The 23,403-nt window shown below is 64.7% G+C and carries 21 protein-coding genes; 11 read left to right on the top strand and 10 right to left on the bottom strand.

Going from position 1 to position 23,403, the window contains the following annotated elements:
• The first annotated feature begins 82 nt into the window (after positions 1-82).
• The 8 genes from DCG74_RS15805 to DCG74_RS15770 all read left to right on the top strand — a co-directional run bounded on the left by DCG74_RS15805 (position 83) and on the right by DCG74_RS15770 (position 6,618).
• The gene (locus DCG74_RS15805) at positions 83-1,351 is read left to right on the top strand and encodes an NAD(P)/FAD-dependent oxidoreductase (RefSeq protein ID WP_172783888.1); all 1,269 of its coding nucleotides are present in this window, start codon (positions 83-85) and stop codon (positions 1,349-1,351) included.
• Between the two features lie 124 nt (positions 1,352-1,475).
• Positions 1,476-1,892 carry a sulfur oxidation c-type cytochrome SoxX gene (gene soxX, locus DCG74_RS15800; RefSeq protein WP_257187578.1) on the top strand — a complete coding sequence of 139 codons (417 nt, stop codon included), beginning with the start codon at positions 1,476-1,478 and terminating at the stop codon, positions 1,890-1,892.
• A 4-nt stretch (positions 1,893-1,896) separates the two neighbouring features.
• Positions 1,897-2,364, top strand: a complete 468-nt coding sequence (locus tag DCG74_RS15795; RefSeq protein WP_172783887.1) for a SoxY-related AACIE arm protein — start codon at positions 1,897-1,899, stop codon at positions 2,362-2,364.
• Positions 2,364-2,681: a thiosulfate oxidation carrier complex protein SoxZ gene (gene soxZ / locus DCG74_RS15790; protein ID WP_172783886.1), complete on the top strand. Its 318-nt coding sequence runs from the start codon at positions 2,364-2,366 to the stop codon at positions 2,679-2,681. Before DCG74_RS15795 ends, soxZ begins: the two co-directional genes overlap by 1 nt.
• On the top strand, positions 2,678-3,457 hold the full coding sequence (gene soxA, locus DCG74_RS15785) for a sulfur oxidation c-type cytochrome SoxA (RefSeq protein ID WP_172783885.1): 780 nt from the start codon (positions 2,678-2,680) through the stop codon (positions 3,455-3,457). The genes soxZ and soxA overlap by 4 nt, the downstream gene beginning before the upstream one ends.
• A gap of 79 nt (positions 3,458-3,536) precedes the next feature.
• Complete coding sequence (locus tag DCG74_RS15780) at positions 3,537-4,862, top strand: ABC transporter substrate-binding protein (RefSeq protein WP_172783884.1); 1,326 nt, start codon at positions 3,537-3,539, stop codon at positions 4,860-4,862.
• Positions 4,859-5,797, top strand: coding sequence for a carbohydrate ABC transporter permease (locus DCG74_RS15775; RefSeq protein WP_172783883.1), 939 nt, complete (start codon positions 4,859-4,861; stop codon positions 5,795-5,797). The genes DCG74_RS15780 and DCG74_RS15775 overlap by 4 nt, the downstream gene beginning before the upstream one ends.
• Positions 5,794-6,618 carry a carbohydrate ABC transporter permease gene (locus tag DCG74_RS15770; protein ID WP_172783882.1) on the top strand — a complete coding sequence of 275 codons (825 nt, stop codon included), beginning with the start codon at positions 5,794-5,796 and terminating at the stop codon, positions 6,616-6,618. Before DCG74_RS15775 ends, DCG74_RS15770 begins: the two co-directional genes overlap by 4 nt.
• A 57-nt stretch (positions 6,619-6,675) precedes the next feature.
• Here DCG74_RS15770 and DCG74_RS15765 read toward each other — a convergent pair whose 3' ends face one another.
• The 3 genes from DCG74_RS15765 to DCG74_RS15755 all read right to left on the bottom strand — a co-directional run bounded on the left by DCG74_RS15765 (position 6,676) and on the right by DCG74_RS15755 (position 10,297).
• The gene (locus DCG74_RS15765) at positions 6,676-8,328 is read right to left on the bottom strand and encodes a regulator (protein WP_172783881.1); all 1,653 of its coding nucleotides are present in this window, start codon (positions 8,326-8,328) and stop codon (positions 6,676-6,678) included.
• 11 nt (positions 8,329-8,339) lie between these two features.
• Positions 8,340-9,038, bottom strand: coding sequence for a cysteine hydrolase family protein (locus DCG74_RS15760; RefSeq protein WP_172783880.1), 699 nt, complete (start codon positions 9,036-9,038; stop codon positions 8,340-8,342).
• Positions 9,039-9,355: 317 nt separating this feature from the next.
• The gene (locus DCG74_RS15755; protein WP_172783879.1) at positions 9,356-10,297 is read right to left on the bottom strand and encodes a hypothetical protein; all 942 of its coding nucleotides are present in this window, start codon (positions 10,295-10,297) and stop codon (positions 9,356-9,358) included.
• 165 nt (positions 10,298-10,462) lie between these two features.
• Between DCG74_RS15755 and DCG74_RS15750 the strand changes: the two genes are divergently transcribed.
• Positions 10,463-13,939: an indolepyruvate ferredoxin oxidoreductase family protein gene (locus DCG74_RS15750; RefSeq protein WP_172783878.1), complete on the top strand. Its 3,477-nt coding sequence runs from the start codon at positions 10,463-10,465 to the stop codon at positions 13,937-13,939.
• 178 nt (positions 13,940-14,117) lie between these two features.
• Here DCG74_RS15750 and DCG74_RS15745 read toward each other — a convergent pair whose 3' ends face one another.
• The 3 genes from DCG74_RS15745 to DCG74_RS15735 form a co-directional block, all read right to left on the bottom strand.
• Positions 14,118-15,137: a S1C family serine protease gene (locus DCG74_RS15745; protein ID WP_172783877.1), complete on the bottom strand. Its 1,020-nt coding sequence runs from the start codon at positions 15,135-15,137 to the stop codon at positions 14,118-14,120.
• 91 nt (positions 15,138-15,228) lie between these two features.
• Positions 15,229-15,675, bottom strand: coding sequence for a hypothetical protein (locus tag DCG74_RS15740; protein ID WP_172783876.1), 447 nt, complete (start codon positions 15,673-15,675; stop codon positions 15,229-15,231).
• A gap of 7 nt (positions 15,676-15,682) precedes the next feature.
• Positions 15,683-17,281: a GMC family oxidoreductase gene (locus tag DCG74_RS15735; protein WP_172783875.1), complete on the bottom strand. Its 1,599-nt coding sequence runs from the start codon at positions 17,279-17,281 to the stop codon at positions 15,683-15,685.
• A 202-nt stretch (positions 17,282-17,483) separates the two neighbouring features.
• Here DCG74_RS15735 and DCG74_RS15730 point away from each other — a divergent pair, with 202 nt between their 5' ends.
• Positions 17,484-18,272, top strand: coding sequence for a thermonuclease family protein (locus tag DCG74_RS15730; protein ID WP_172783874.1), 789 nt, complete (start codon positions 17,484-17,486; stop codon positions 18,270-18,272).
• Between the two features lie 229 nt (positions 18,273-18,501).
• On the opposite strand, the gene cyoD is transcribed toward DCG74_RS15730, so the two are convergent.
• From cyoD to DCG74_RS15710, 4 genes are read right to left on the bottom strand one after another with little or no spacing between them, the layout of a single operon-like run.
• On the bottom strand, positions 18,502-18,888 hold the full coding sequence (cyoD, locus tag DCG74_RS15725; RefSeq protein WP_172783873.1) for a cytochrome o ubiquinol oxidase subunit IV: 387 nt from the start codon (positions 18,886-18,888) through the stop codon (positions 18,502-18,504).
• Entirely contained in the window at positions 18,885-19,526 is a 642-nt protein-coding gene (locus tag DCG74_RS15720) for a cytochrome (ubi)quinol oxidase subunit III (protein ID WP_172783872.1), read from the bottom strand. The genes cyoD and DCG74_RS15720 overlap by 4 nt, the downstream gene beginning before the upstream one ends.
• The gene (cyoB, locus tag DCG74_RS15715) at positions 19,526-21,526 is read right to left on the bottom strand and encodes a cytochrome o ubiquinol oxidase subunit I (protein ID WP_172783871.1); all 2,001 of its coding nucleotides are present in this window, start codon (positions 21,524-21,526) and stop codon (positions 19,526-19,528) included. Before cyoB ends, DCG74_RS15720 begins: the two co-directional genes overlap by 1 nt.
• A complete protein-coding gene (locus DCG74_RS15710) occupies positions 21,516-22,322 on the bottom strand; it encodes a cytochrome ubiquinol oxidase subunit II (RefSeq protein WP_257187577.1) in 807 nt (268 codons plus the stop codon). The genes cyoB and DCG74_RS15710 overlap by 11 nt, the downstream gene beginning before the upstream one ends.
• Before the next feature lie 270 nt (positions 22,323-22,592).
• Here DCG74_RS15710 and DCG74_RS15705 point away from each other — a divergent pair, with 270 nt between their 5' ends.
• On the top strand, positions 22,593-23,393 hold the full coding sequence (locus DCG74_RS15705) for an SDR family NAD(P)-dependent oxidoreductase (protein WP_172783869.1): 801 nt from the start codon (positions 22,593-22,595) through the stop codon (positions 23,391-23,393).
• Positions 23,394-23,403 lie beyond the last annotated feature (10 nt).

Below are 23,403 nucleotides of genomic sequence, written 5' to 3'. Positions count from 1 at the left end.
AGCGGTTTTCCGAAAAGGTCATGCTCAAACGACAAATCGCGGCGGCCATACCGGCCGCCGCAGCATTTTCCGGACAGGTCTCATGAATGCGCCGGTGACGCGGCGGAATGCCGTTCTCGGCATCGCCGTCGCGGCCACATCGCTCGCCGCACCTTCGATCCTGCGCGCGCAATCGGCGGGGCGCGTCGTCGTGGTCGGCGGCGGCTTTGGCGGCGCGGCTTGCGCCCGCGCGCTCAAGCGCGCCGATGCAAAATTGCAGGTCACCCTGATCGAGCTGAACAAGACCTACGTCTCCTGCCCCTTCAGCAACGAGGTGATCGCGGGCCTGCGCGAGATCGAGGCGCAGCAGTTCGGCTATGACAAGCTTGCCGCCGGGGGGATCAGCATCGTCACCCAGGCTGCGGCGGGCATCGACACGCAAACGAGCCGTGTGACGACGGGCGATGGCACCACGGTTGGCTATGATCGCCTCGTGCTCTCGCCCGGCATCGACTTCCATCTCGAAGCCCTGCCCGGCTACGACGAGGCCGCGTCGGAGACGATGCCGCACGCCTGGAAAGCGGGCGCTCAGACTCTTTTGCTGCGCCGGCAATTGGAAGCGATGGGGGACGGCGGCACGGTCGCCATTGCAATCCCGGCCAATCCTTCCCGGTGCCCGCCAGCGCCTTACGAGCGCGCGAGCCTGATCGCGCATTACCTGACGTCGAGAAAGCCGCGCTCGAAAGTTCTGATCCTCGACGCCAAGGACGCGTTCTCGCAGCAGCGGCTGTTCGAGAAGGCGTGGAAGGAGCTCTATGGCGACATGATCGAGCGCGTCGCACTGTCGCAAGGCGGCCGCGTCACCTCGGTCGATCCGACGACGCGAACCATCGTCACCGAGTTCGGCAACTACACCCCTGATGTCGCCAACGTCATCCCGCCGCAGCGCGCGGGGCGCATCGCCGGCGTCGCAGGCGTTGTGGACGCGACGGGCTGGTGCCCGATCGATCCCGTCACGTTCGAGTCAAAACTCGTTCCGAACGTCCACGTCGTTGGCGATGCCTGCCTCGGCGGCGGCATTCCCAAATCGGCGTCCGCTGCGAGCGCGCAAGGCAAGGCTTGCGCTAGCGCGATCGTGAATCTCCTCGCCGGCCGCGCGCCGGACACGCCACGCCTGACCGGCGTCTGTTACAACGTCGTCGCGCCAGGCTACGGCTTCTCGCTCGCCGGCCACTACCAGCCGCGCGGCGACATCTTTGCCGAGGTCGAGGGCGGCACCAGCCCGGTCGATGCACCGCGCGAATTGCGCGCCCGCGAGGCCACGGAAGCGGAGCGCTGGTTTGAGACCATCACGGCGGACACCTTTGGCTAGGGCCATGATGGAAAGAGCCCTCACCCGGCGCTGCGCGCCGATCTCTCCCGCAAGCGGGAGAGGTAAGTGGAGCTCGCGGCGACCTCAGCCATCCTATCCGGTAGCTGCGATCGCCGCGCTCATCGTGGCAAGCCTCGCCCTCGCCTTGCCGACCCAAGCCGAAGAGCTCGTGCCCTACACAATCGTCGGCGACGGCATTCCCGACTCGCTCACAGGCTCACCCGGCGATGCTGCGCGCGGGCGCGCGCTGGTGCTCGCACGCACGACGACCTGCATCCTCTGCCATTCCGGCCCATTCCCGGAAACGCGGTTCCAGGGCGACCTCGCGCCTGATCTCGGCGGTGCCGGGAACCGGTGGTCCGTGAGCCAGTTGCGGCTCCGACTGGTCGATGCCTCCCGCTTCAATCCGGAGACCATCATGCCGTCCTATTATCGTAACGACGGCCTCTTTCGGATCGGACGCAATTTTGCCGGGAAGCCAATCTTGTCGGCTGCGGAGATCGAAGACATCGTCTCATTTCTTGCAACGCTTCGGGACTAGTTTCATGCCAACCACGCGACGACAATTCTTGAACCTCGCCGGAGGCGTGACAATCGCCGGGACGATTCCAATCGTAACGCTGCGCCCGATTCAAGCGACGCCGGCGATGCTCAACACCGCGATCCGCAACGTCGTCGGCGAAGCACAGCTTCGCAGCGGCCGGGTCAAGCTCGACATTCCGCCGCTGGTCGAGAACGGCAACACGGTGCCGATGACGGTCAGCGTGACGAGCCCGATGACGGCGGACGACTACATCAAGAGCATCCACGTCTTCAACGAAAAGAACCCGCAGCCGAACATCGGCAATTTCTATTTTGGCCCATCTTCCGGCCGAGCCCAGGTCTCGACCCGGATCCGGCTCGCCGACACCCAGAAGGTCGTCGCGATCGCGCGCCTGTCAGACGACACGTTCTGGCAGGTTGCCGCCGAAATCGTCGTGACGCTGGCGGCATGCACCGAGGAGCTGAACTGATGTCCGCTCTCATCAACGTTCCCTCGAAAGCCAAACGCGGCGAGATCATCGAGATTCGCACGCTGACCTCGCACATCATGGAAACAGGCTTCCGCCATACCGCGGACGGCAAGCTCGTGCCGCGCGACATCATCACGAGCTTCGTCTGCCGCTACAACGGCGCCGAGATCTTTCGCGCCGACCTGTTTCCGGCGATCGCGGCGAACCCATATTTGTCGTTCTTTACGGTCGCCAAGGAGAGCGGCAAGTTCGAGTTCGAGTGGATCGGCGACAACGGCTATTCGTCCACCGCATCGGCATCGATCACGGTCGAATGAGCTCTTGGCGTGCGATAGCGGCGGCGATATTGCTCGCCACGGGCCCCGCCCTGCTCGCCGGAGAGATCCCGTCGGATTCGCGCCGCTCCGGCTATTCGTTCATGGGTCCGGACACGCGCGCGATGCAGGATGACGACACCGCCAATCCCGGCATGTTGTTCGTGCTCGACGGCGAGCAGCTGTGGAAGAAGACGATCGGCACCGCCGACAAGGCCTGCGCGGACTGTCATGGCGATGCGCGCAGCAGCATGAAGGGCGTCGCGGCGCGCTACCCCGCCTTCGACAAGGCGCTGGGGCGCCCAATCACGCTCGATCAGCGGATCAATCTCTGCCGCGCCAATCACCAGCAGGCGACGCCGCTGCCCTACGAGAGCCGCGACCTGCTCGCATTGTCCGCCTTCGTCGGCCACGAGTCACGCGGCATTCCGATCACCGCAGGCGACGATCCGCAGCTCAAGCCATTCGTCGACCAGGGCCGCGACCTCTTCATGCAGCGCGAAGGCCAACTCAACCTTGCCTGCACCAATTGCCATGACGACAATTTCGACAAGCGCCTCGCCGGCGCCCCGATCACGCAAGCGCAGCCGACCGGCTATCCGCTCTACCGCCTGGAGTGGCAGACGCTGGGGTCGATCGAGCGCCGGTTGCGCAGCTGCATGAGCGGGGTCCGCGCCCAGGCCTATGATTACGGCTCACCCGAGCTGGTCGCGCTCGAACTTTACCTGATGTCGCGGGCCCGTGGCCTGCCGATGGAAACGCCGGCCGTACGTCCCTGATGGCAGATTAGGACTAGGCAGGCGTGGTACGGCCGCTAGTATCCGTCCCAAAGAATATGAATCAAAGGGAGGATCTACATTGGCCAATTACGACATCTCGCGCCGTAGCCTGCTCAAGGGCACCGCCGCGGCCGGCGCGCTCAGCCTGACCGGCCTGCCCGCCCGCGCCGAGGTCAACTGGAAGAAATACGCCGGGACCAAGCTGGAGGTGATCCTCGCCAAGGGTCCGCGCGGCGACAACCTGCAAAAGAACATCAAGGAGTTCACCGAGCTCACCGGCATCCAGGTCGAGTCCGAGCAGATCCCCGAGCAACAGCAGCGCCAGAAGGTCGTGATCGAGCTCACCTCGGGACGGCCGAGCTTCGATGTCGTGCATCTCAGCTATCACGTGCAAAAGCGGCAGTTCGAGAAAGCCGGCTGGCTCGCCGACATCACGCCGTTCATGAAGGACCCGACGCTGACCGCGCCGGATCTCGTCGAAAGCGATTTCTCGGCCGCGGGGCTGCAATACGCCAAGAACGACAAGGGCCAGATGCTCTCCTTGCCGTGGTCGGTCGATTACTTCATCCTCTACTACAACAAGGAGCTGTTCGCGAAAAAGGGCGTCGCGGTGCCCAAGACCTTCGACGAGATGATCGCGGCTGCCGAAAAGCTCACCGACCCCAAGGAAGGCACCTTCGGCTTCGTCGGACGAGGCCTGCGCAATGCCAATATGACGTTGTGGACGAACTTCTTCCTCAATTGCGGCGGCGAATTCCTCGACGCCAAAGGCAACATCCTGACCGACGGTCCGGAAGCAATCGAGGCAACAAAAATCTACCAGACGCTGCTGACGAAGGTCGCTCCGCCCGGCGTCGTCGGCTTTAACTGGATGGAGTCGATGGCGTCTTTCACGCAAGGCCGCTCGGCAATGTGGATCGACGGCGTTGGCTGGGCGCCGCCGCTGGAGGATCCGGCCGCCTCGCGTGTCGCCGGCAAGGTCGGCTACACCGTCGTGCCGGCCGGACCGAAGGGGCAATTTTCGGCCACCTATGGCGACGGCATCGGCATTGCTGCGGCGAGCAAGAACAAGGAAGCCGCCTATCTGCTCTGCCAATGGGTGGTCTCCAAGAAGCAGGGCGCGCGGCTGCTGCAGGCCGGTGGCGGCGTGCCGTTCCGCAACTCGATCCTGAACGATCCCGAGATCCAGAGCGGCGTGAAGATGCCCAAGGAATGGCTGCAATCGGTGATCGATTCCGCCAAGATCAGCAAGCTCGGCCTGCCCGTGATCATCCCGGTCGCCGAATTCCGCGATCTTGTCGGCGCCGCAATTACCTCGACCATCACAGGTACCGACCCCGCCGCAGAGCTGAAAAAGGCTCACGAGCAGTTCCGGCCGATCCTGGAGCGTAGCGAAAAAGCGTGAGTGCGTTGACACAATCGACTCCGGCCGCGGCTTCGACCGAGGCCGCGCCGGAGAAGGAGCTGCGGCCGCCATCCTACTGGCCGTTCGTGGTGCCGGCGCTGGTCGTCGTGCTCGCCATCATTATCTTCCCGTGGGTCTTCACCATCTGGATGAGCCTGAACGAATGGAAGGTCGGCTCGCCCACCACCTTCGTCGGATTCTCCAACTATCTGCGGCTGACCAGCGATCCGCGGTTTCTCGAGGCGGTCGGCCACACGCTGGTCTACACCGTGCTGTCGGTGGTGCTGCCGCTGATCCTCGGCACACTCTCTGCCGTGGTGTTTCACCAGAACTTCGCCGGCCGCGGATTTCTGCGCGGCATCTTCATCATGCCGATGATGGCGACGCCCGTTGCGATCGCACTGGTCTGGACCATGATGTTCCACCCGCAGCTCGGTGTGCTCAATTACCTGCTGTCGCTGGTCGGGATTCCTGCGCAGCTCTGGGTCTTTCATCCCGCGACCGTGATTCCCTCGCTGGTGCTGGTCGAGACCTGGCAGTGGACGCCGCTGGTGATGCTGATCGTGCTCGGCGGCCTCGCCGCGATCCCGACCGAGCCTTACGAGAGCGCGCAGATCGACGGCGCCAGCTTCTGGCAGGTGTTCCGCTTCATCACCCTGCCGCTGATCATGCCGTTCCTGTTCATCGCCGGCATGATCCGCATGATCGACGCGGTGAAGAGCTTCGACATCATCTTCGCGATCACGCAAGGTGGACCGGGCTCGGCATCGGAGACGATCAACATTTATCTCTACAGCGTCGCCTTCACCTATTACGACCTCGGCTACGGCTCGGCCATCGCGGTCGTGTTCTTCCTGCTGATCGTCCTGCTCGCGGCGGTGATGCTCTACGCCCGCCAGCGCATGCTGTGGACCGAGATCGCGAGCGGCGCATGACACCCCGTCAGATCATCGGCAAAATCGGTCTGTGGCTGTCCGTGCTCGTCATCGTCTCGCCGGCCATCCTGTTCTTCCTCTGGATGCTCTCGCTGTCACTCAAGTTCGAGGTCGACAATGCGGCCTACCCGCCGGTGTTCTTTCCGGATCGCATCGCCTGGAAGAACTATGCCGACGTGCTCGCCTCCAACCGCTTCCTGACCTATTTCATCAACAGTCTGATCGTCACCGGCAGCTCGACCGCGCTGGCGCTGCTGGTCGGCGTCCCCGCCGGCTACGGCATCGCGCGCATGGCCGCGCATAAATCCGCGATCGTGATCCTGATCGCCCGCATCACACCCGGCCTATCCTATTTGATCCCGCTGTTCCTGCTGTTCCAGTGGCTCGGCCTGCTCGGCACGCTGGTGCCGCAGATCATCATCCATCTCGTCGTCACCGTGCCGATCGTGATCTGGATCATGATCGGCTATTTCGAGACGACGCCGATGGAGCTGGAGGAAGCCGCCCTGATCGATGGCGCCGGCCGCTGGCAGGTCTTCCGCCACGTTGCGCTGCCGATTGCCAAGCCCGGCATCGCGGTCGCTTTCATTCTCGCCGTGATCTTCTCCTGGAACAACTTTGTGTTCGGCATCGTGCTGGCCGGGCGCGAGACCCGCACCCTGCCAGTTGCGGTCTATAACATGATCTCGTTCGACCAGCTCAGCTGGGGACCGCTGGCCGCCGCCGCGCTGATCGTGACCTTCCCGGTGCTGCTGCTCACCGTGCTGGCGCAGCGGCAGATCGTGGCTGGGCTGACTGCGGGGGCCGTGAAGGGCGGATGAAAAATGAAGCGGCCGGACGCCTCCTCGGCGCCCGGCCGCTCTTGTTGCGATTTCGCCTTATTCCGCCGGCGCTGCCGACATCTCAGGATGCGCGGCGTAGTGCTCGCTGGCGCCGAGCTTGCTGGCGGCGAACAGGCCGGCGGCCACCACGGCGTAGGCCAGCGCGACCGCCGGCGTCACGCCAAAGCCGCCGCCAATACCGACGGCCTCGCCGTGCATGAAGCCGAAGTAAGTCAGCACCGCACCGACGAGCGCGAACGCCGAGGCCTTCTCGAAATCGCGCTCGATAATGAAGACGCCGATCGCACCTAAGATGAGGCCGCCGAGAATGGAGCCGCCGCCCATCACCTCGAGGCCGTGATAGAACACGCCCTGCTGCGGCAGCGCGGCAATCGCGGCCGCCTTGACCGCGTCCGCCTTGTCGGCGGCGAGCCCGCCAACCGATGCCGCGGCCATCATGGTCGAGCCCAGCATGGTGTCGATCTGGAGCTTGGCCCAGGCGGCCAAATGCGGCGTCAGCGCCAGCACGATCGCGGGCGCATGCTTGACCGGCGTGGTCTGGAACGCCTGCGCGCCGATCAGCATGCCGATGTAGAGCAGGATCGGCGAGATCGCGACGACGGGCACCAGCGCCAGCAGCACCGAGATGATGCCGAACCAGGACAGCACCACCACCATGATGCCGGTCGCCGCCGAATAGCCGATGCGGCCGCCCATCGCCTTCCATCCGGGATGGCCGATATAGACGGCGTTGATGAAGGGATTGCCCATCAGGCAGCCGATCAGGCTGACGACGCCGTCGGCGGTGAGCACGCGCGTGGTCGGATAGTCGTCGCCGGCCGCTTCCGCGCTCTCGACATTGTCCATGGCCTCGACGAGGTCGTAGATGCCGAACGGAATGGCGGTGACCAGGATGATGCCGAGGAACTCGAAGCCGGAGAAGACGTAGCCTACCGCCGGGATCGGCACCGAGAAGCCGAAATTGGCAAAGGCCGCGCCGACACCCGCGATGCTCAGGCCGCCGAGGCCGAGCCCGAACAGGTTCGAGCCCCAGGCGATGATCATGCCGGCCGCGATGGCGATGAGGCCCGCGGGAATGCCGCGCCAGTATTTCACGCCGCCGAACCAGCTCAGCAGGATGATGGCGAAGCAGACGAGGCCGATCTGCGGCGTCATGTACATCTCGAGCGCCGGCCGCATCGAGATGAAGGTGACGGAAACGCCGGCGAGCGTGCCGAGCAGCGCCGCGCGGGGCGTGATCTTGCGGATGAACGGCGCGATAAAGCCGCCGATCATCAGGATAAAGCTCTGGAAGAACACCCAGACGAGACCCGCCGACCAGCCCTTGAGCGGATCGCCGGTCTTGAGCGTGATCGGCAGCATGATCACGAAGGTGACAATGAACATGTGCGGCACGCTGACGCCCGACGGCAGCGCGCAGACGTCCTTGCGGCCGGTCTTCTGGGCGAGGCGATAGGCGAGATAGGCGTAATAGAAGGTGGACAGGCACATCATCAGCCCCAGCGCGGGCAGGATGCGGCCGAACACGAGGCTATCGGGCATCTTCAGCACGAAGCGCAACAGGCCCGTGAGCACCAGCATGTTGACGAGGATGTTGGTGCCGAAGCCGAAAAACGCGTTCCAGTCGCCCGATGTCCATAGCGCCGGCTTGAATCCAGACTTGCCAGCCGTCCCCGTCAATGTGCTCATGATAGTACCCCCTATGTGGTCGAAATCTTCATCGCCTCCAAAACTGCGGCTGAATCCGCGACCCAGCCGAAGATGCCGCCCTGGGCCTTGATCATCTTCAGGCCTATCTCGTGAAACTCGGGGAAGTAGGACGCACAGCCATCGGCGATGACGACGCAGCGATAGCCGCGGTCATTAGCCTCGCGCACCGTGGTGTTGACGCACACTTCCGTGGTGACGCCGCACACGAGCAAATTCTCGATGCCGTATTTCTCCAGGACCTCGCCGAGCTCGGTCGCGTAGAATGCCCCCTTGCCGGGCTTGTCGATCACGATTTCGCTGTCGAGCGGATAGAGCTCGGGAATGATGTCGTGGCCGGCCTCGCCGCGAATGAGGATGCGCCCCATCGGACCGGGATCGCCGATGCGAAGGCTCGGCGCGCCGCGCTCGACCTTCGCCGGCGGCGCGTCGGAGAGATCGGGCAGATGGCCCTCGCGCGTGTGGATGACCAACATGCCGCTGTCGCGCGCCGCCGTCAGCACCGCGCCGATCGGCTTCACCGCGCGCGCGAGCTGGCTGACGTCGTTGCCCAGCGTCTCGCCGAAGCCGCCGGGCTCCATGAAATCCCGCTGCATGTCGATGATGAGAAGCGCGGTGGCGGGCCAGTCGAGCGTGATCGGCTCGGGCTCGGCGCTGACGACGCCCTTTGTCGGCTTGGCTGAGTTCAACATGACGGCCCCGCGAGAACTCTCCTGGCCGGGAGTTCTGCAAGCGCCGTGCCATTGTGTACAATTGCGGTCCGGAGCACCGCGCGAGGAAATTTTCTGCGCTATCAGAATGTTATCGGAAGAGCCCGCGCCTGCTCATTCGCTGTGCGACGGCTTTGCGACGTGCATTTGCTTAAAGGATAAGCGGGCCACGACTCTCGTTCCGCCGTCATTCCGGGGCGACGCGTCAGCGTCGAGCCCGGAATCCATCGGGCCGCGGTACGCGAGGTGAAATGGATTCCGGGTTCGCGCTACGCGCGCCCCGGAATGACGAGCAGAGGCTACCGCCCTGCCCCATACAGCCGCCGATACTCCTCCTCATACGGCGCATAAGAGTCCTTCAGCGTTGCCGCGTTGAGCAGCATGGTTGCGACCATCGTGCCCGCTTTGTCGAACACGCGCGTCTTGACCCAGGCGCTTTCGGTGCGGCGGCTGGCCGAGAGCGCGACCACCTCGCGCTCGACTTCGTATTCTTCGTCGACGAAGAGTGGGCCCTTCAGCAGGCGGATCTCCTGGTCGGCGAACAGACCGACGGCCGGGCCCTTGGCCGGCAGCGGATCGTCCTTGGAGCGGTACTGGAACAGCACGCTCAGCATCTCCATCGGGATGATCGGCTTGCCCCACGGATTGTCCGCGCCCGAATAGTACGGCGAGCGCTCGGTGATGACGGCGAGCTTCTGCCGAAGCGAGAACGGATAGAGGTCGCCCATGTTCTGGTCGAACGCCATGCGCACCGTTTGCCGCTTGCCGGTCACACCGACTTGCACGTCGCGAAGGATCACCGGGTCGCCGAGCGGCTTAAGCTCGCGCAGACGCAGACCAAGAGCCGTTGGGCTGTCGACGATGGAAGCCGTGCCGCGCAGCACCTCGGTGCCGTCCCGCTTGACCATTTGAATTTGACACTCCGGTTGTTCAGCCGAAGAAGCCATCAGGATCGCCTGCACCTCTTCACCCTCGTAGCAGACGCTGCGATAGTGGGCAGAAAGGCAAGCTCTTTCGAACCAGACCTGCCCCCATTGCCGCTCGCAAAGCGGGGCAAACTGGCTGAAATGCGTCGGGCCCTCGATCGTCCCGCCCTTGAAGCCGAGCTTCTGCGCGGTGGCGTCGTCATGGATCGAGGCATGCGCATCGTAGGTTTGCGCCTGCAGCATCTGTCGCGGCCGGCGCCACGGCCCGACCAAGGCGCCGCCGGTCTGAGTGATCTCGGTGTCGAACGCCATCATGTTTTCCTCCGCGTGCAAGCCATGACTAGCAGGAGCGCCACGGATGCGGCCAGCGATATTGACTTCGCGGGCCCATCCTTTTGACTGTCACAATTCGCATCGCGCAGCCGCACTCCCTCCCGCAGCGCAAACCCCACGCCGAGCCAAGAGACGAGGACTTCCGAAATGACGCTGTTGCAGGTCGAGCTGGACGACAAATACCGGCTCGCATCGAAGCGGATCTTCCTGTCCGGCACGCAGGCCCTGGTCCGCCTGCCCATGTTGCAGCGCGAACGCGACCGGCTTCAGGGCCTCAACACCGGCGGCTTCATCTCGGGCTATCGCGGTTCCCCGCTCGGCATGTACGACCACGCGCTGTGGCGCGCGAAGTCGCACCTTCAGCAGCACGACATTGCCTTCGTGCCCGGCCTCAACGAGGATCTCGCGGCCACCGCCGTCTGGGGCAGCCAGCAGGTCGGCCTGTTTCCCGGCGCCAAGGTCGATGGCGTGTTCGGCATCTGGTACGGCAAGGGCCCGGGCGTGGACCGCTCGGTGGATGCGCTCAAGCATGCCAATGCCGCCGGCACCTCGCGCAATGGCGGCGTGCTCGCGCTCGCCGGCGACGACCATGGCTGCCAGTCCTCGACGCTGGCGCATCAGAGCGAGCAGGTGTTCGCGGCGGCGCTGATCCCCGTCATCAATCCGGCGACACTGCAGGACTATCTCGACCTCGGCCTCTACGGCTTTGCGCTGTCGCGCTTCTCCGGCTGCTGGGTCGGCTTCAAGGCGATCAGCGAGACCGTCGAGAGCTCGGCCTCGATCGACAGCGACCCGGAGCGCATCAGGATCGCGCTTCCCGACGATTTCGAGATGCCGCCCGGCGGCCTCAACATCCGCTGGCCCGATCCGCCGCTTGAGGCGGAGAAGCGCCTATTCGGGCCGAAGATGGCCGCCGTGCAGGCCTTCGCCCGCGCCAACCAGCTCGACCGCATCGTGCTCGATTCCAAGCCCGCACGGCTCGGCATCGTCGCGACCGGCAAGGCCTATCTCGATCTGCGCCAGGCGCTCGCCGATCTGGGCATCACCGACAAGGACGCGCAGGACCTGGGCTTGCGCATCTACAAGGTCGCACTGACCTGGCCCCTGGAGGAAAGCGGCGCGAAGCGCTTCGCCGAGGGCCTGCAGGACGTGCTGGTGGTCGAGGAGAAGCGCGGCTTCATCGAAGACCAGCTGATGCGCATCCTCTACAACGTCGATGCGTCGAAGCGCCCGACCGTGACGGGCAAGCGCGACGAGCGCGGCGCACCGCTGTTGCCGAGCGAGGGCGAGCTGACGCCGACCATCGTCGCTGGCGCGCTGGTGGCGCGCTTGCGCAAGCTCGGCCATCACAGCCCGGTGCTGGAGCAGCGCCTGGCCCGGCTCGAGGCCTTCGACAATCCGGTCACGACGAGCACGCCGATCAAGCTCGCGCGCACGCCGTTCTTCTGCTCGGGCTGCCCGCACAACACCTCGACGCGCGTGCCCGAGGGCAGCCGCGCCATGGCCGGCATCGGCTGCCACGGCATGGCCCTGAGCATGCCGACCCGCCGCACCGATCTGATCTCGCATATGGGCGCCGAGGGCGTGAACTGGATCGGCCAATCGCCCTTCACCACCGAGACGCACATTTTTCAGAATCTCGGCGACGGCACCTACACCCATTCCGGCCTGCTGGCGCTGCGCGCCGCCTCCGCGGCCGGCATCAACATCACCTACAAGATCCTCTACAACGACGCCGTCGCCATGACCGGCGGCCAGCCGGCCGAAGGCGCCTTCAACGTCGCGCAGATCGCCCATCAGGTCTGGGCCGAAGGCGTCAAGCGGCTCGCGATCGTCTCGGACGATCCGAGCAAGTATCCGCAAGGCAATTACTTCCCGCAAGGCGCGACCATCCACCACCGCCGCGAGCTCGACGCCGTGCAGCGCGAGCTGCGCGATATCAAGGGCCTCACGGTCATCATCTACGACCAGACCTGCGCCGCCGAGAAGCGCCGTCGCCGCAAGCGCGGGCTCTATCCCGATCCCGCCAAGCGCGCCTTCATCAACGAGCTGGTCTGCGAAGGCTGCGGCGATTGCTCGCAGGCCTCCAACTGCGTCTCGGTGCAGCCGCTGGAAACCGAATTCGGCCGCAAGCGCCAGATCGACCAGTCGAACTGCAACAAGGACTTTTCCTGCGTCGAGGGCTTTTGCCCGAGCTTCGTCACCATCCATGGCGGTTCGTTGAAGCGGATGAAGACGTCGGCTGTGGATTCAGGCCAGCTGTTCGCCGATCTGCCGCTGCCGCCGGCGCGTGAGCTGGACGGCCCCTACAACATCCTGGTCACCGGCATCGGCGGCACCGGCGTCATCACCATCGGTGCCCTCCTCGGCATGGCCGCCCATGTCGACGGCCGCGGCTGCTCGGCGCTCGACTTCACCGGCCTGTCGCAGAAGAACGGCGCGGTGATGAGCCATGTGCGCATCGCACGGAGGCCGGAAGATATTTCCGCGGTCCGCATCACCACGGGCGGCGCCGACGTCATCCTCGGCTGCGACATGATCGTCTCGGCCGGCACGACGGCGCTGAGCCGGGCCGAGCGCGGCGTGACCAAGGCCTACATCAACGCCGATCTGCAGCCGACCGCGAGCTTCGTGCAAAACCCCGATCTCGACTTCGAGATGGGCGCGATGCAGACCGTGCTGCGCGACGCCATCGGCGACAACAACCTCGACATTATCGACGCCACAGGCATTGCCGCGGCGCTGATGGGCGATTCCATCGCGACCAATCCCTTCATGCTCGGCTTCGCGTTCCAGAAGGGCGCGATCCCGCTGTCGCTGGAGGCCCTGCTCCGCGCCATCGAGATCAACGGCGCCGCGATCGAGATGAACAAGCTCGCCTTCACCTGGGGTCGCCTCGCCGCCCATGACATGTCGCGCGTGCGCAGCGTGCTCCAGTTCAAGGCTCGCGCGTCCGCGCCGACCAAATCGCTCGACGACATCATCGCGACGCGCGCGGAATTCCTGACCTCCTATCAGGACAAGGCCTATGCCGACCGCTACCTTGCAGCCCTCGCCAAGGTGCGCAAGGCGGAGAGCGCGGTTTCGCCCGCGTCAACCGAGCTCACCGAAGCGGTTGCCAAGAACCTGTTCAAGCTGATGTCCTACAAGGACGAATACGAGGTCGCCCGGCTCTACACCGACGGCAGCTTCGCCAAGAAAGTGTCGGAGAAATTCGACGGCGATTTCACGCTGAAGTATCATTTGGCACCGCCGATCTTCGCCAAGCGCGACAAGGTGACCGGACATCTGCAGAAGCAGGAGTTCGGCAGCTGGATGATCCACGCCTTCCGCGTGCTGGCAAAACTCAAATTCCTGCGCGGCGGCGCGTTCGACCCGTTCGGCCGCACCGAGGAGAGACGGACGGAGCGGAAGCTGATCGAGGACTATTTTGCCATGATAGATCGTTGGATCGCCGGGCTGAGGGCGGAGCAGATCCCGCTGCTGGCGCGGCTCGCGCGCGTGCCGGAGACCATCCGCGGCTTCGGGCATGTCAAGGAAGCCAGTATCAAGCTGGCGGCCGCCGAGACGGCGCGGCTGGAAGCAGAGCTCGAGAACAGCCGCTTTGCGGCGGCGGCGGAGTAGCGGTTAAAGGCGCACAGCTCTCGCCACCGTCATTGCGAGGAGCCCTCGCGACGAAGCAATCCAGAGTCTTTCCGCGGAGACAGTCTGGATTGCTTCGCTTCGCTCGCAATGACGAGATCGTGGACACGTGCTCGCCACACCTTCTGCATCATCGCTGGACCGGGCGATTCAGTACAGTTCAGCGCGCCGGCTTGCGCTCTACGGGATCGATATCGATCGTCCGCAGGCGGCCGAGCCGCAGCACGTCCATGGCGAGTCGGCGACCGATCCGGTCGCGGTCGAGCACGCGGATCAGGTCGTCGACCCCGTTGATCTCGACGCCGTCGAGCCTGATCACGACGTCGCCGGGCAACAGGCCTGCCTTGGCTGCCGGGCCGTCCGGCTCGATCTGCATCAGAAGCGCGCCCATCTTGTTCTCGACGCCGGCCAGCACCGCGTGCCGCCGCGGGACCGGTGCGGTCTGCCCGGCGACACCGATATAGGCGCGACGGACATAGCCGTGGCGGATGATCTCCGACAGCACGAATTGCGCGGTGTTGCTGGCAACCGCAAAGCAGATGCCCTGCGCGCCGTTGATGATCGCCGTGTTGATGCCGATCACCTCGGCATGCGACGACACCAGCGGCCCACCGGAATTGCCGGGATTGAGCGCGGCATCGGTCTGGATCACGTCCTCGATGGTGCGCCCGCTCACCGAGCGGATCGAGCGCCCGAGCGCCGAGACCACGCCGGCCGTCACGGTGGATTCGAAGCCGAGCGGATTGCCGATCGCGATCACGAGCTGGCCACGCCGCAACGTCTTGGAATTGCCGAGCGCGGCATAGGGCAGATCGCGCACGCCGTTGGCGCGCAGCAGCGCAAGATCGGTGTCGGGATCAACGCCGAGCACCTGGGCGTCGCCAACATGGCCCTCGACGTCGCGCAGCCGGATCTCCTTCGACGTGCCGACCACATGGCTGTTGGTGAGGACGAGTCCGTCCGGCGAGATCACGATGCCCGAGCCGAGCCCGCCGCGCTCGCGTCTATCAGGCACTTTCGGCCCGGTCTCGACCCGCACGACCGCAGGGCCGACCCGGTCGGTGACGTCGATCACGGCATTGGAATAGGCGTCGAGCAGCGCCCGGTCATCGACCGGGGCGGCCGCCGTCGTTCGCGATGACGGTGCGTCATCGGCGATATCTGAGGTGAAATCCAACATGGCAAGAGTCCTTGGGGCTCACACAAATGGTGGCCTGTTCCCGCCGGCGCAAGTGGCCTGCCTGGGGCGCAGGGCCGGACTGCCCAGATGGCTAGGGCGCCCGCCGCAGCGCGCCGCCTCTTGCCTTGACCGGATCGAGCAGCGACCAGTCGCCGTCCGGAAGCACATGTCCCTTGGGGAATGGCGCGCGCAGCTCGAGCCCCAGCGAGCCCAGCACGCGGTCATCGCGGTAATAGCATTGCAGCACGACACGGACGAGCGTTGCGGCGGCAACGCCGTTATTGCGAAACTCCTGCGCCACCGCATCGCGCCTGGCGGCATCAAGCTCGGCGAGCGGCGCTCCGGCGAGCCGCGCCAGATGATCCAGTGCCGCCGCCACCAACTTGGTGTCGCGGCCGAGCGTTGCCAGCATGTCGGCCTGGATCGCTGGATCGTCGGCGCCCGGCACCTTGTACTCCTCGCTGGCAGGAATGATCATCGCGGCGATGGCGCGGAGATCGTCGCGTTGCCTGCGTGTCAGTTGGTTGTCTGCGGACATCACAACCTCAATCAAACAAATTGGCGAGACGCTGCTTCATCTGGTCGGCGATGTACAGCGCGAGGGCCTGGATGGTGGAGGTCGGGTTCACGCCGCCGGAGGTGACGAAGATGCTGCCGTCGACGATGAAGAGGTTCTTCACGTCGTGCGAGCGGCCCCATTCGTTGACGACGGAGCGCTCGGGGTCGGTGCCCATCCGCGCCGTGCCGAGCAGATGCCAGCCGCCCCAGGGGATCGGCGAGTTGACGCAGATGTCGGTCGCGCCGGCCGTTTCGAGAAACTCCCGGCCGCGCGCCAGCGCATGCTCCATCATCTTCCGGCTGTTCTCGCTGATCGTGTAGTCGATCTTCGGCGCGGGTATGCCGTGACTGTCCTTCAGCACCGGATCGAGCGTGACGCGATTGTGCTCCTCGGGCAGATCCTCGCAGATTGCGGAGAAACCAAGCCGGTGGCCGTTGAGCTTGCGGAAGACGCGGTGATGATCCTCGCCCCAGGGCAAAATGCCCTTCTGCTCGCTGACGACGGCCTCGAACACCGGCCCGGCTCCGCGCACGAACTGGACGCCGTAGCCGCGCACGAAGCCGCGCGACAGGTCGGTGTCATACCATTGCTTGCTCCACAGGCAGGTCGGCGGCGCGCGGTTAGAGTCGGTCGGCTCCTTCACATAGCCATAGATCTGCGCATAGGGATGGAACATCAGGTTCTTGCCGACGAGGCCGGAAGAATTGGCAAGCCCGTTCGGAAAGCGGCTGGACGCCGAGTTCAGCAGCAGCCGCGGCGTGCCGACGCCGTTGCAGGCGATGATGACGACATGCGCAGGCTGAAACTGCTCGACGCCGTCCTTGTCATAATAGACCACGCCCGAGGCCATGCCGTTCTCGTCGGTGGTGATCTCGCGCACCCGGCAATGGGTGCGCAGCTCGACGCCGGCGCGGATCGCATGCGGCCAATAGGTGATGTCGGTCGAGGATTTTGCGCCTTGCGCGCAAGCCGGCGTGCAATGGCCGAGATTGATGCAGCGCGCCCGCCCCTCATAGTCCATCGTCGCGACCGTGGTGTCCGACGGCCACCAATGCCAGCCGAGCTTGTTCATGGTCTTGGCGATGATGGCGCCGGACAGGCCGAGCGGCTGCTGCGGCATTGGCGGATGCGTCAGCGGCGAGAGCGGATCGCCTGACAGGCCCGACGTCCCCATCATGCGGTCGTTCTCTTCGAAGAACGGGGTCAGCGCGTCGTAATCGATCGGCCAGTCGTCGGCGACGCCGTCCAGCGTCTGCACCTTGAAATCGGAGGGATGCAGCCGCGGCCAGTGCGCGGTGTACATCACGGTCGAGCCGCCGACCGCGTTGTAGTTTACCACCTTGATCGGAGAGTTGTCGTCGTTGATCGGATAGTCCTCGGGCCGGCCACGGACATTCGGGCTCGACGACCATTCGCCGTAGAACTTGGCCTCCCAGTCGCGGCCCGTGCTGGGATATTCCGCCGGGTTCATCCAGCCGCCCTGCTCCAGGCAGAGGATGTGCATCTTGGTCTCGGCCAGCGACCACGCCACCGCCGCGCCCGAAGCGCCGGCGCCGATGATCAGGACGTCCACGGGGTCTTTCATCGCAACCTTGTCCTCCCCCCTCGCCGCTTACCGGGCGATTCGGCCTTTCGCGCGTCGCGAGGGCCGGTAAACGATAGGGGCAGAGCGACGGCGGAGTAAAGCTGCGGGGCGGGAATGTCGCACTTCGCGCGGCGCAGACCATTGGTCTCGCCACATCCGGATGCTAGGAACGGGGCGCACGAGCCATCGATAGCGAGACCGTATGTCCTTCCAGAAATTCTTTGCCGCCGCCCGCGCTTTTGCGCTCGTTTCGTTTCTCGCCTTGTCCGGATTTCTGGCCTCGTCCGGACCGGTTTCCGCGCTGACCGGCGCCGCGACGGTCCGGGACGGCAACTCCATCCAGGTCGGAGACGTCACCTACCGGCTCGACGGCGTCGACGCGCCGGAGCTGGACCAGGTCTGCATCGATGATCACGCCGATACCTGGACCTGCGGCATCGAGGCCCGCGATCAGCTGGCCAAGCTGGTCAACAAGCGGACGGTGCGCTGCGACGATGTCGGACCCGAGAAGAGTTTTGGCAAGCGCCACCGCGCCATCTGCACGGCCGAGGGCGACAAGGCCAGCTTGAACGAGCAGCTGATCAAGCTCGGCTTTGCCCTCGCACGCGAGCCGATCAAGGCCAACGTGAAGCCGGCGGCCAACGAGGCCAAGACGGCGGCGGCCGGGATCTGGAAGGGCTGCTTTGTTGCGCCGCAAGATTTCCGCAGCGGCAAGAAGGACGGCGCACTGCTGGGCGCCGCCTGCCGGCCCGACCGCGACAAGGAGATCCGCGCCGTGCTGTTTCCGGAGGAGCTGACCATGCCACCCAGCTGCAGCATCAAGGGCAAGCTCGCGGTGCGCGCCCGCGTCACCGGCAATATCGGCATCTATCATCTGCGCGGCTGCCCGAGCTACCCGGCGACCACCAAGCCGGACCGCTGGTTCTGCTCCGAGGACGACGCCCAGGCCGCCGGCTTTCGGAAGGCCTACAATTGCCGTCGGCCGAAGTGAACATTTCCTTCACGCACGCGTGAGTGGTAGTCCGAGACCGTATTGATCCGGAATTGAACTTCATCGGGAGTTGCGGCACTTATCAAAGTGCGCACGCGCTTTGCGCGAGCGTTTCCTTGGCAGACGATCCTCATCGGATTGTCTTTGCTCGGGCGTTTCCTCCCTAGACTTGGGCCGCTTGTCACCACAAGCGGCTCTTCCTTTTTGTGCGGGATTCGTGCGGGGTCTGTCACTGCGTCCGCATGATCTGGTCCATCGGCGGCATATTGGCGTTGAGATGCGCCATGATCCAGACCGTCCCGCCCACCACCAGGAACACCACCAGCAGCCCGAAGGCGAGCGCCAGCACGTTGTTGGTGTTGTCGGGGCCGGTGGTGATGTGCAGGAAGAATACGAGGTGCACGCCCATCTGCGCGATCGCAAGCACGATCAGCGCGACGGGAATCGAAGGCTGCCAGACCAGGTCGGTGCCGGCGATGAAGAACGACGTCGCCGTGAGCAACAGCGCCAGAACAAGACCGACGACATAACCCAGGATCCGCTCACCGACGCTATGCTGCTCTTCCTCGCCCGGTGCGAGGTCGCGCCCGGCCGGAATATGCGTCTGATCGCTCATGGAGCACCCCCAAGCAGGTAGACGACGGAGAACACCCCGACCCAGATGATGTCGAGTGCGTGCCAGAACAGCGCAAAGCACATCATCCGCCGCAGCACGTCGGCGCGAAAGCCTTTCGCGAAGACCTGGGCCATCATGGTGAGCAGCCAGAGCACGCCGGCGGAGACGTGCAGGCCGTGGCATCCAACCAGCGAGAAGAACGCGGTCAGGAACGCACTGCGTGACGGGCCGTAGCCACGGCCGACAAGGTCGGCGAATTCGCGGAACTCGATCACCAGGAAGATGAGGCCGAGCACGCAGGTCACGCTCATGCCGAGATAGAACCAGAACCGGTTGCGCACGTCGGCGGCGATGCTGGCCATGCCGCAGGTGAAGCTCGACAGCAGCAGGCAGACCGTCTCGATCGCGACGTTCCTCTGCTCGAAGATCTCCGCGCCCTTGGGGCCGCCGGCGGTCTGGCCTGATAGCACCGCATAGGCCGCAAAGAAGCAGGAGAACATCACGATGTCGGAGAGCAGGAAGACCCAAAAGCCGTAGGCGGTCACGATCCGCTTCGGCGCGGGCCCGGGATGCTCGATGACGACGCCGATGTGATGGGGATCGGCGTGCGCATGGCCGACGGTTGCTGTCATCGCCATCACACCGCTCCCGCCATGCTGACGAGGCTGCGCCGTTCCTCGATATTGACGCGGTCGATCGCGGCGACCTCCGCGGCCGGAATGACGTACTCGTCATGGTCGCGCCAGGCGAACACGACGAAGGTCGCGAACGCGCCGATCCCCCCCAGGATCACCATCCACCAGATGTGCCAGATCAGGGCGAAGCCCATGATGGTGGCGAAGAACGCGCAGACGAAGCCGGTAGGAGAATTGCGCGGCATCTCGATGTCCTGATATTCGGGCACGTCATGCTCGAACGATTGCTGCCGGGCGTGCACCTTCATGTCCCAATAGGCGTCTTCACCGCGAACATCGGGATGGAAGGCGAAGTTGAACACCGGCGGCGGCGACGAGGTCGCCCATTCCAGCGAGCGACCGTCCCAGGGATCGCCGGTGCGGTCGCGCAGCGCCTCGCGATTGCGGATGCTGACCACGAGCTGCACGATCTGGCAGATCACACCCATCGTCAGCACGGCCATGCCGAGTGCAGCGATGATCATCCAGGGCCGCCAGGCCGCGACGTCATAGTGCTGCATGCGCCGGGTCATGCCGAGCATGCCGACGATATAGAGCGGCATGAAGGTGACGTAGAAGCCCGTGAAGGTGAACCAGAACGCCGCCTTGCCCCAGCGCTCGTCGAGGCGGAAACCGAACGCCTTCGGAAACCAGTATTCGAAGCCGGCGAAGGCGCCGAACAGCACGCCGCCGATGATGACGTTGTGGAAATGCGCGACCAGGAACATGCTGTTGTGGAGCATGAAGTCCGCCGGCGGCACCGCGACCAGGACGCCCGTCAATCCGCCGATGATGAAGGTGACCATGAAGCCGACCGACCACAACATCGGTGTCGCAAAGCGGATGCGGCCGCCATACATCGTGAACAGCCAGTTATAGATCTTCACGCCGGTCGGCACCGCGATGATCATGCTGGCGATGCCGAAGATGGCGTTGACGTTCGGCCCTGCCCCCATCGTGAAGAAATGGTGCAGCCAGACCATGAAGGAGATGACGCAGATCGCCATGGTCGCAAGCACCATGGAGCGGTAGCCGAACAGCGCCTTGCCGGAGAAGGTCGAGACCACCTCGGAGAAGATGCCGAAGGCCGGCAGCACCAAAATATAGACCTCGGGATGGCCCCAGGCCCAGATCAGGTTCATGAACATCATGACGTTGCCGCCGGCCTCGTTGGTGAAGAAGTGGAAGCCGAGATAGCGGTCGAGCAGCAGCATCGCGAGCGTCGCGGTGAGGATCGGGAACGCCGCGACGATGAGGAGGTTCGAGGCCAGCGTGGTCCAGCAGAACATCGGCATGCGCAGGTAGTTCATGCCCCTGGTACGCAGCTTCAGCACGGTGGTGACGAGATTGATGCCGGCCACCAGCGTGCCGACGCCGGAGATCTGCAGCGACCAGGCGTAATAATCGACGCCGACGCCGGGCGAGTAGGACAATTCCGACAGCGGCGGAAAGGCGAGCCAGCCGGTGCGCGCGAACTCGCCGACCACGAGCGAGATATTGACCAATAGCGCGCCGGTCGCCGTCAGCCAGAAGCCGACCGAATTGAGCGTCGGGAAGGCGACGTCGCGCACGCCGAGCTGGAGCGGCACGACGAGGTTCATCAGCCCGATCACGAACGGCATCGCCACGAAGAAGATCATGATGGTGCCGTGCGCTGAGAAGATCTGGTTGTAGTGCTCCGGCGGCAGATAGCCCTGCGACTGATAGGCCACCGCTTGCTGGATCCGCATCATGATGGCGTCGCTGCCGCCGCGCAGCAGCATCACCGATGCCAGCAGGATGTACATGACGCCGATGCGCTTGTGATCGACGCTGGTGATCCATTCGTGCCAGAGATAGGGCAGATGTCCCTTGACGGCGACCCAGGCCAGCACGCCGAAGATGGCGACCAGCACCACCGCGCCGGCGACGAGCGGAATCGGCTGGTCGAACGGGATGGCCGACCAATCGAGCTTACCGAGCATCATGGCCTCCACTGTGCGACCGGCCTGCTTCGGACGCGAGCTCCGGCCCGGGCCCGGGCGGAATGTGCTGGGTCGCGATCAGATCGAACAGGCGCGGGTCTTCGAGGCGGTAGGTCGGCCGGCCCCGCTCGACACCCTGCTGCATCAGCTTCTTGTAGCTGTCCTCGTTCAGCACCGCATCCGACTTCGCCGTATTCGCCACCCAGTCCGGAAAGGCGAGCGGCGAGATCACGTGGACGTCGAACATCATGTCCGGGAAACCGTCGCCGGAGAAATGTGCCGACAGGCCCTGAAGCTTGCCTTCGTTGTCGGCGCGCAGGTTCAGCTTCGTCACCATGCCGTTCATGGTGTAGATCATGCTGCCGAGCTGCGGGATGAAGAACGTGTTCATCACGCTCGAAGATGTCAGCTGGAAATTCAGCTCGGCGCCGGTCGGCACCGTCAGCGTGTTGACGGTGGCGATGCGCTGGTCCGGATAGATGAAGAGCCATTTCCAATCGAGCGAGACGGCCTGGATCCGCACCGGGCTGCCGGTGCCGGGCACGGGCGCTGCGGGATCGAGCTGGTGCGAGCCGATCCAGGCGACGCCGCCGAGCAGGATCACCGTGAGCGCCGGGATTGCCCACACCACCATCTCGACGCGGCCGGAATAGACGAACTCCGGCTGATAGCGCGCCCTCGGATTCGAGGCGCGAAACCAGAACGCAAAAGCCAGGATCGCGAAAATGGTCGGCACCACGATCACGAGCATGATGAAGACGGAATCGACCAGGATGGTGCTGTTGGCGGCAGCCACGGGCCCTTGTGGGTCGAGCAGATTCATCGGCAAGCCACTGGTGGTTGGGAAGCCCCTGGACTGAGCCTAGCGCGGGAAAGGCTCCGCAACAAACGCTGCGAGGTCGGAACGGTTCCGGGACTGCAACGGCCAGCCATGCGCGATGGGCCGGCCGCCACATGCAATTCCGTGTGATGTCAATGACATGAAGGCGGAAAGCGCGCTCTTCTCTCCCAGGAGCGCGATTGCTAATCTGCACGAAAATAATGACGAAGACGGGAGTGAACCGAGATGCGCTTAAAGGACAAGGTCGCGATCGTCGTCGGGGCCGGGCAAAGCCCCGGCGAAGGCATGGGCAACGGCCGGGCGACTGCGCTCACCTTCGCGCGCGAGGACGCCAAGGTTTTGTGCGTCGACCACAATCTGGAATCGGCGCAGGAAACAGTGGCGATGATCGCCGCGAAAGGCGGCACGGCCGCGGCCTTCAAGGCGGACGTGACCAAAGCTGAGGACATCAAGGCGATGGTTGCGGATGCGCAATCGCGCTGGGGGCGTATCGACGTGCTGCACAACAATGTCGGCGTCAGCCTCGCCGGCGGCGATGCCGAGCTGCTGCAATTGACCGAGGAGGCGTTCGATCGCGTCGTTGCCATCAATCTGAAGAGCTGCATCCTGGCGGCGAAAGAGGTGATCCCGATCATGCGCGCGCAGAGAAGCGGCGCCATCATCAACATCTCGTCGATGGCGGCAATCACGACCTATCCTTACGTCGCCTACAAGGCGACGAAGTCGGCGATGATCGCCTTCACCGAACAGCTCGCCTACCAGAACGCCGAATACGGCATCCGCGCCAACGTCATCCTGCCCGGCCTGATGAACACGCCGATGGCCGTCGATACCCGCGCCCGCGAATGGCGGAAGACCCGCGCCGAAGTCGAAGCCGAACGCGACAGCAAGGTGCCGCTGCGCAGGAAGATGGGCACGGGCTGGGACGTCGCCAACGCCGCGCTGTTCCTGGCGAGCGATGAGGCGAATTTCATTACGGGTGTGACGCTGCCGGTTGATGGGGGTGCCAGCGTGAGGCGGGGGTAGGTCGTTCTTC

Origin of the sequence: Bradyrhizobium sp. WBAH42, assembly GCF_024585265.1 — a bacterium.
Classification (GTDB): domain Bacteria; phylum Pseudomonadota; class Alphaproteobacteria; order Rhizobiales; family Xanthobacteraceae; genus Bradyrhizobium.
The sequence above is the reverse complement of the archived record's forward strand: the minus strand, read 5'-3'. Positions and strand labels throughout refer to the sequence as shown.

Bases quoted from the DNA above. Each gene is read 5' to 3' on its own strand.
- DCG74_RS15805 (WP_172783888.1), top strand. From the start codon at position 83: ATGAATGCGCCGGTGACGCGGCGGAATGCCGTTCTCGGCATCGCCGTC.
- DCG74_RS15795 (WP_172783887.1), top strand. From the start codon at position 1,897: ATGCCAACCACGCGACGACAATTCTTGAACCTCGCCGGAGGCGTGACA.
- soxZ (WP_172783886.1), top strand. From the start codon at position 2,364: ATGTCCGCTCTCATCAACGTTCCCTCGAAAGCCAAACGCGGCGAGATC.
- soxA (WP_172783885.1), top strand. From the start codon at position 2,678: ATGAGCTCTTGGCGTGCGATAGCGGCGGCGATATTGCTCGCCACGGGC.
- DCG74_RS15770 (WP_172783882.1), top strand. From the start codon at position 5,794: ATGACACCCCGTCAGATCATCGGCAAAATCGGTCTGTGGCTGTCCGTG.
- DCG74_RS15765 (WP_172783881.1), bottom strand. From the start codon at position 8,328: ATGAGCACATTGACGGGGACGGCTGGCAAGTCTGGATTCAAGCCGGCG.
- DCG74_RS15760 (WP_172783880.1), bottom strand. From the start codon at position 9,038: ATGTTGAACTCAGCCAAGCCGACAAAGGGCGTCGTCAGCGCCGAGCCC.
- DCG74_RS15755 (WP_172783879.1), bottom strand. From the start codon at position 10,297: ATGATGGCGTTCGACACCGAGATCACTCAGACCGGCGGCGCCTTGGTC.
- DCG74_RS15750 (WP_172783878.1), top strand. From the start codon at position 10,463: ATGACGCTGTTGCAGGTCGAGCTGGACGACAAATACCGGCTCGCATCG.
- DCG74_RS15745 (WP_172783877.1), bottom strand. From the start codon at position 15,137: ATGTTGGATTTCACCTCAGATATCGCCGATGACGCACCGTCATCGCGA.
- DCG74_RS15740 (WP_172783876.1), bottom strand. From the start codon at position 15,675: ATGTCCGCAGACAACCAACTGACACGCAGGCAACGCGACGATCTCCGC.
- DCG74_RS15735 (WP_172783875.1), bottom strand. From the start codon at position 17,281: ATGAAAGACCCCGTGGACGTCCTGATCATCGGCGCCGGCGCTTCGGGC.
- DCG74_RS15730 (WP_172783874.1), top strand. From the start codon at position 17,484: ATGTCCTTCCAGAAATTCTTTGCCGCCGCCCGCGCTTTTGCGCTCGTT.
- cyoD (WP_172783873.1), bottom strand. From the start codon at position 18,888: ATGAGCGATCAGACGCATATTCCGGCCGGGCGCGACCTCGCACCGGGC.
- DCG74_RS15720 (WP_172783872.1), bottom strand. From the start codon at position 19,526: ATGGCGATGACAGCAACCGTCGGCCATGCGCACGCCGATCCCCATCAC.
- cyoB (WP_172783871.1), bottom strand. From the start codon at position 21,526: ATGCTCGGTAAGCTCGATTGGTCGGCCATCCCGTTCGACCAGCCGATT.
- DCG74_RS15705 (WP_172783869.1), top strand. From the start codon at position 22,593: ATGCGCTTAAAGGACAAGGTCGCGATCGTCGTCGGGGCCGGGCAAAGC.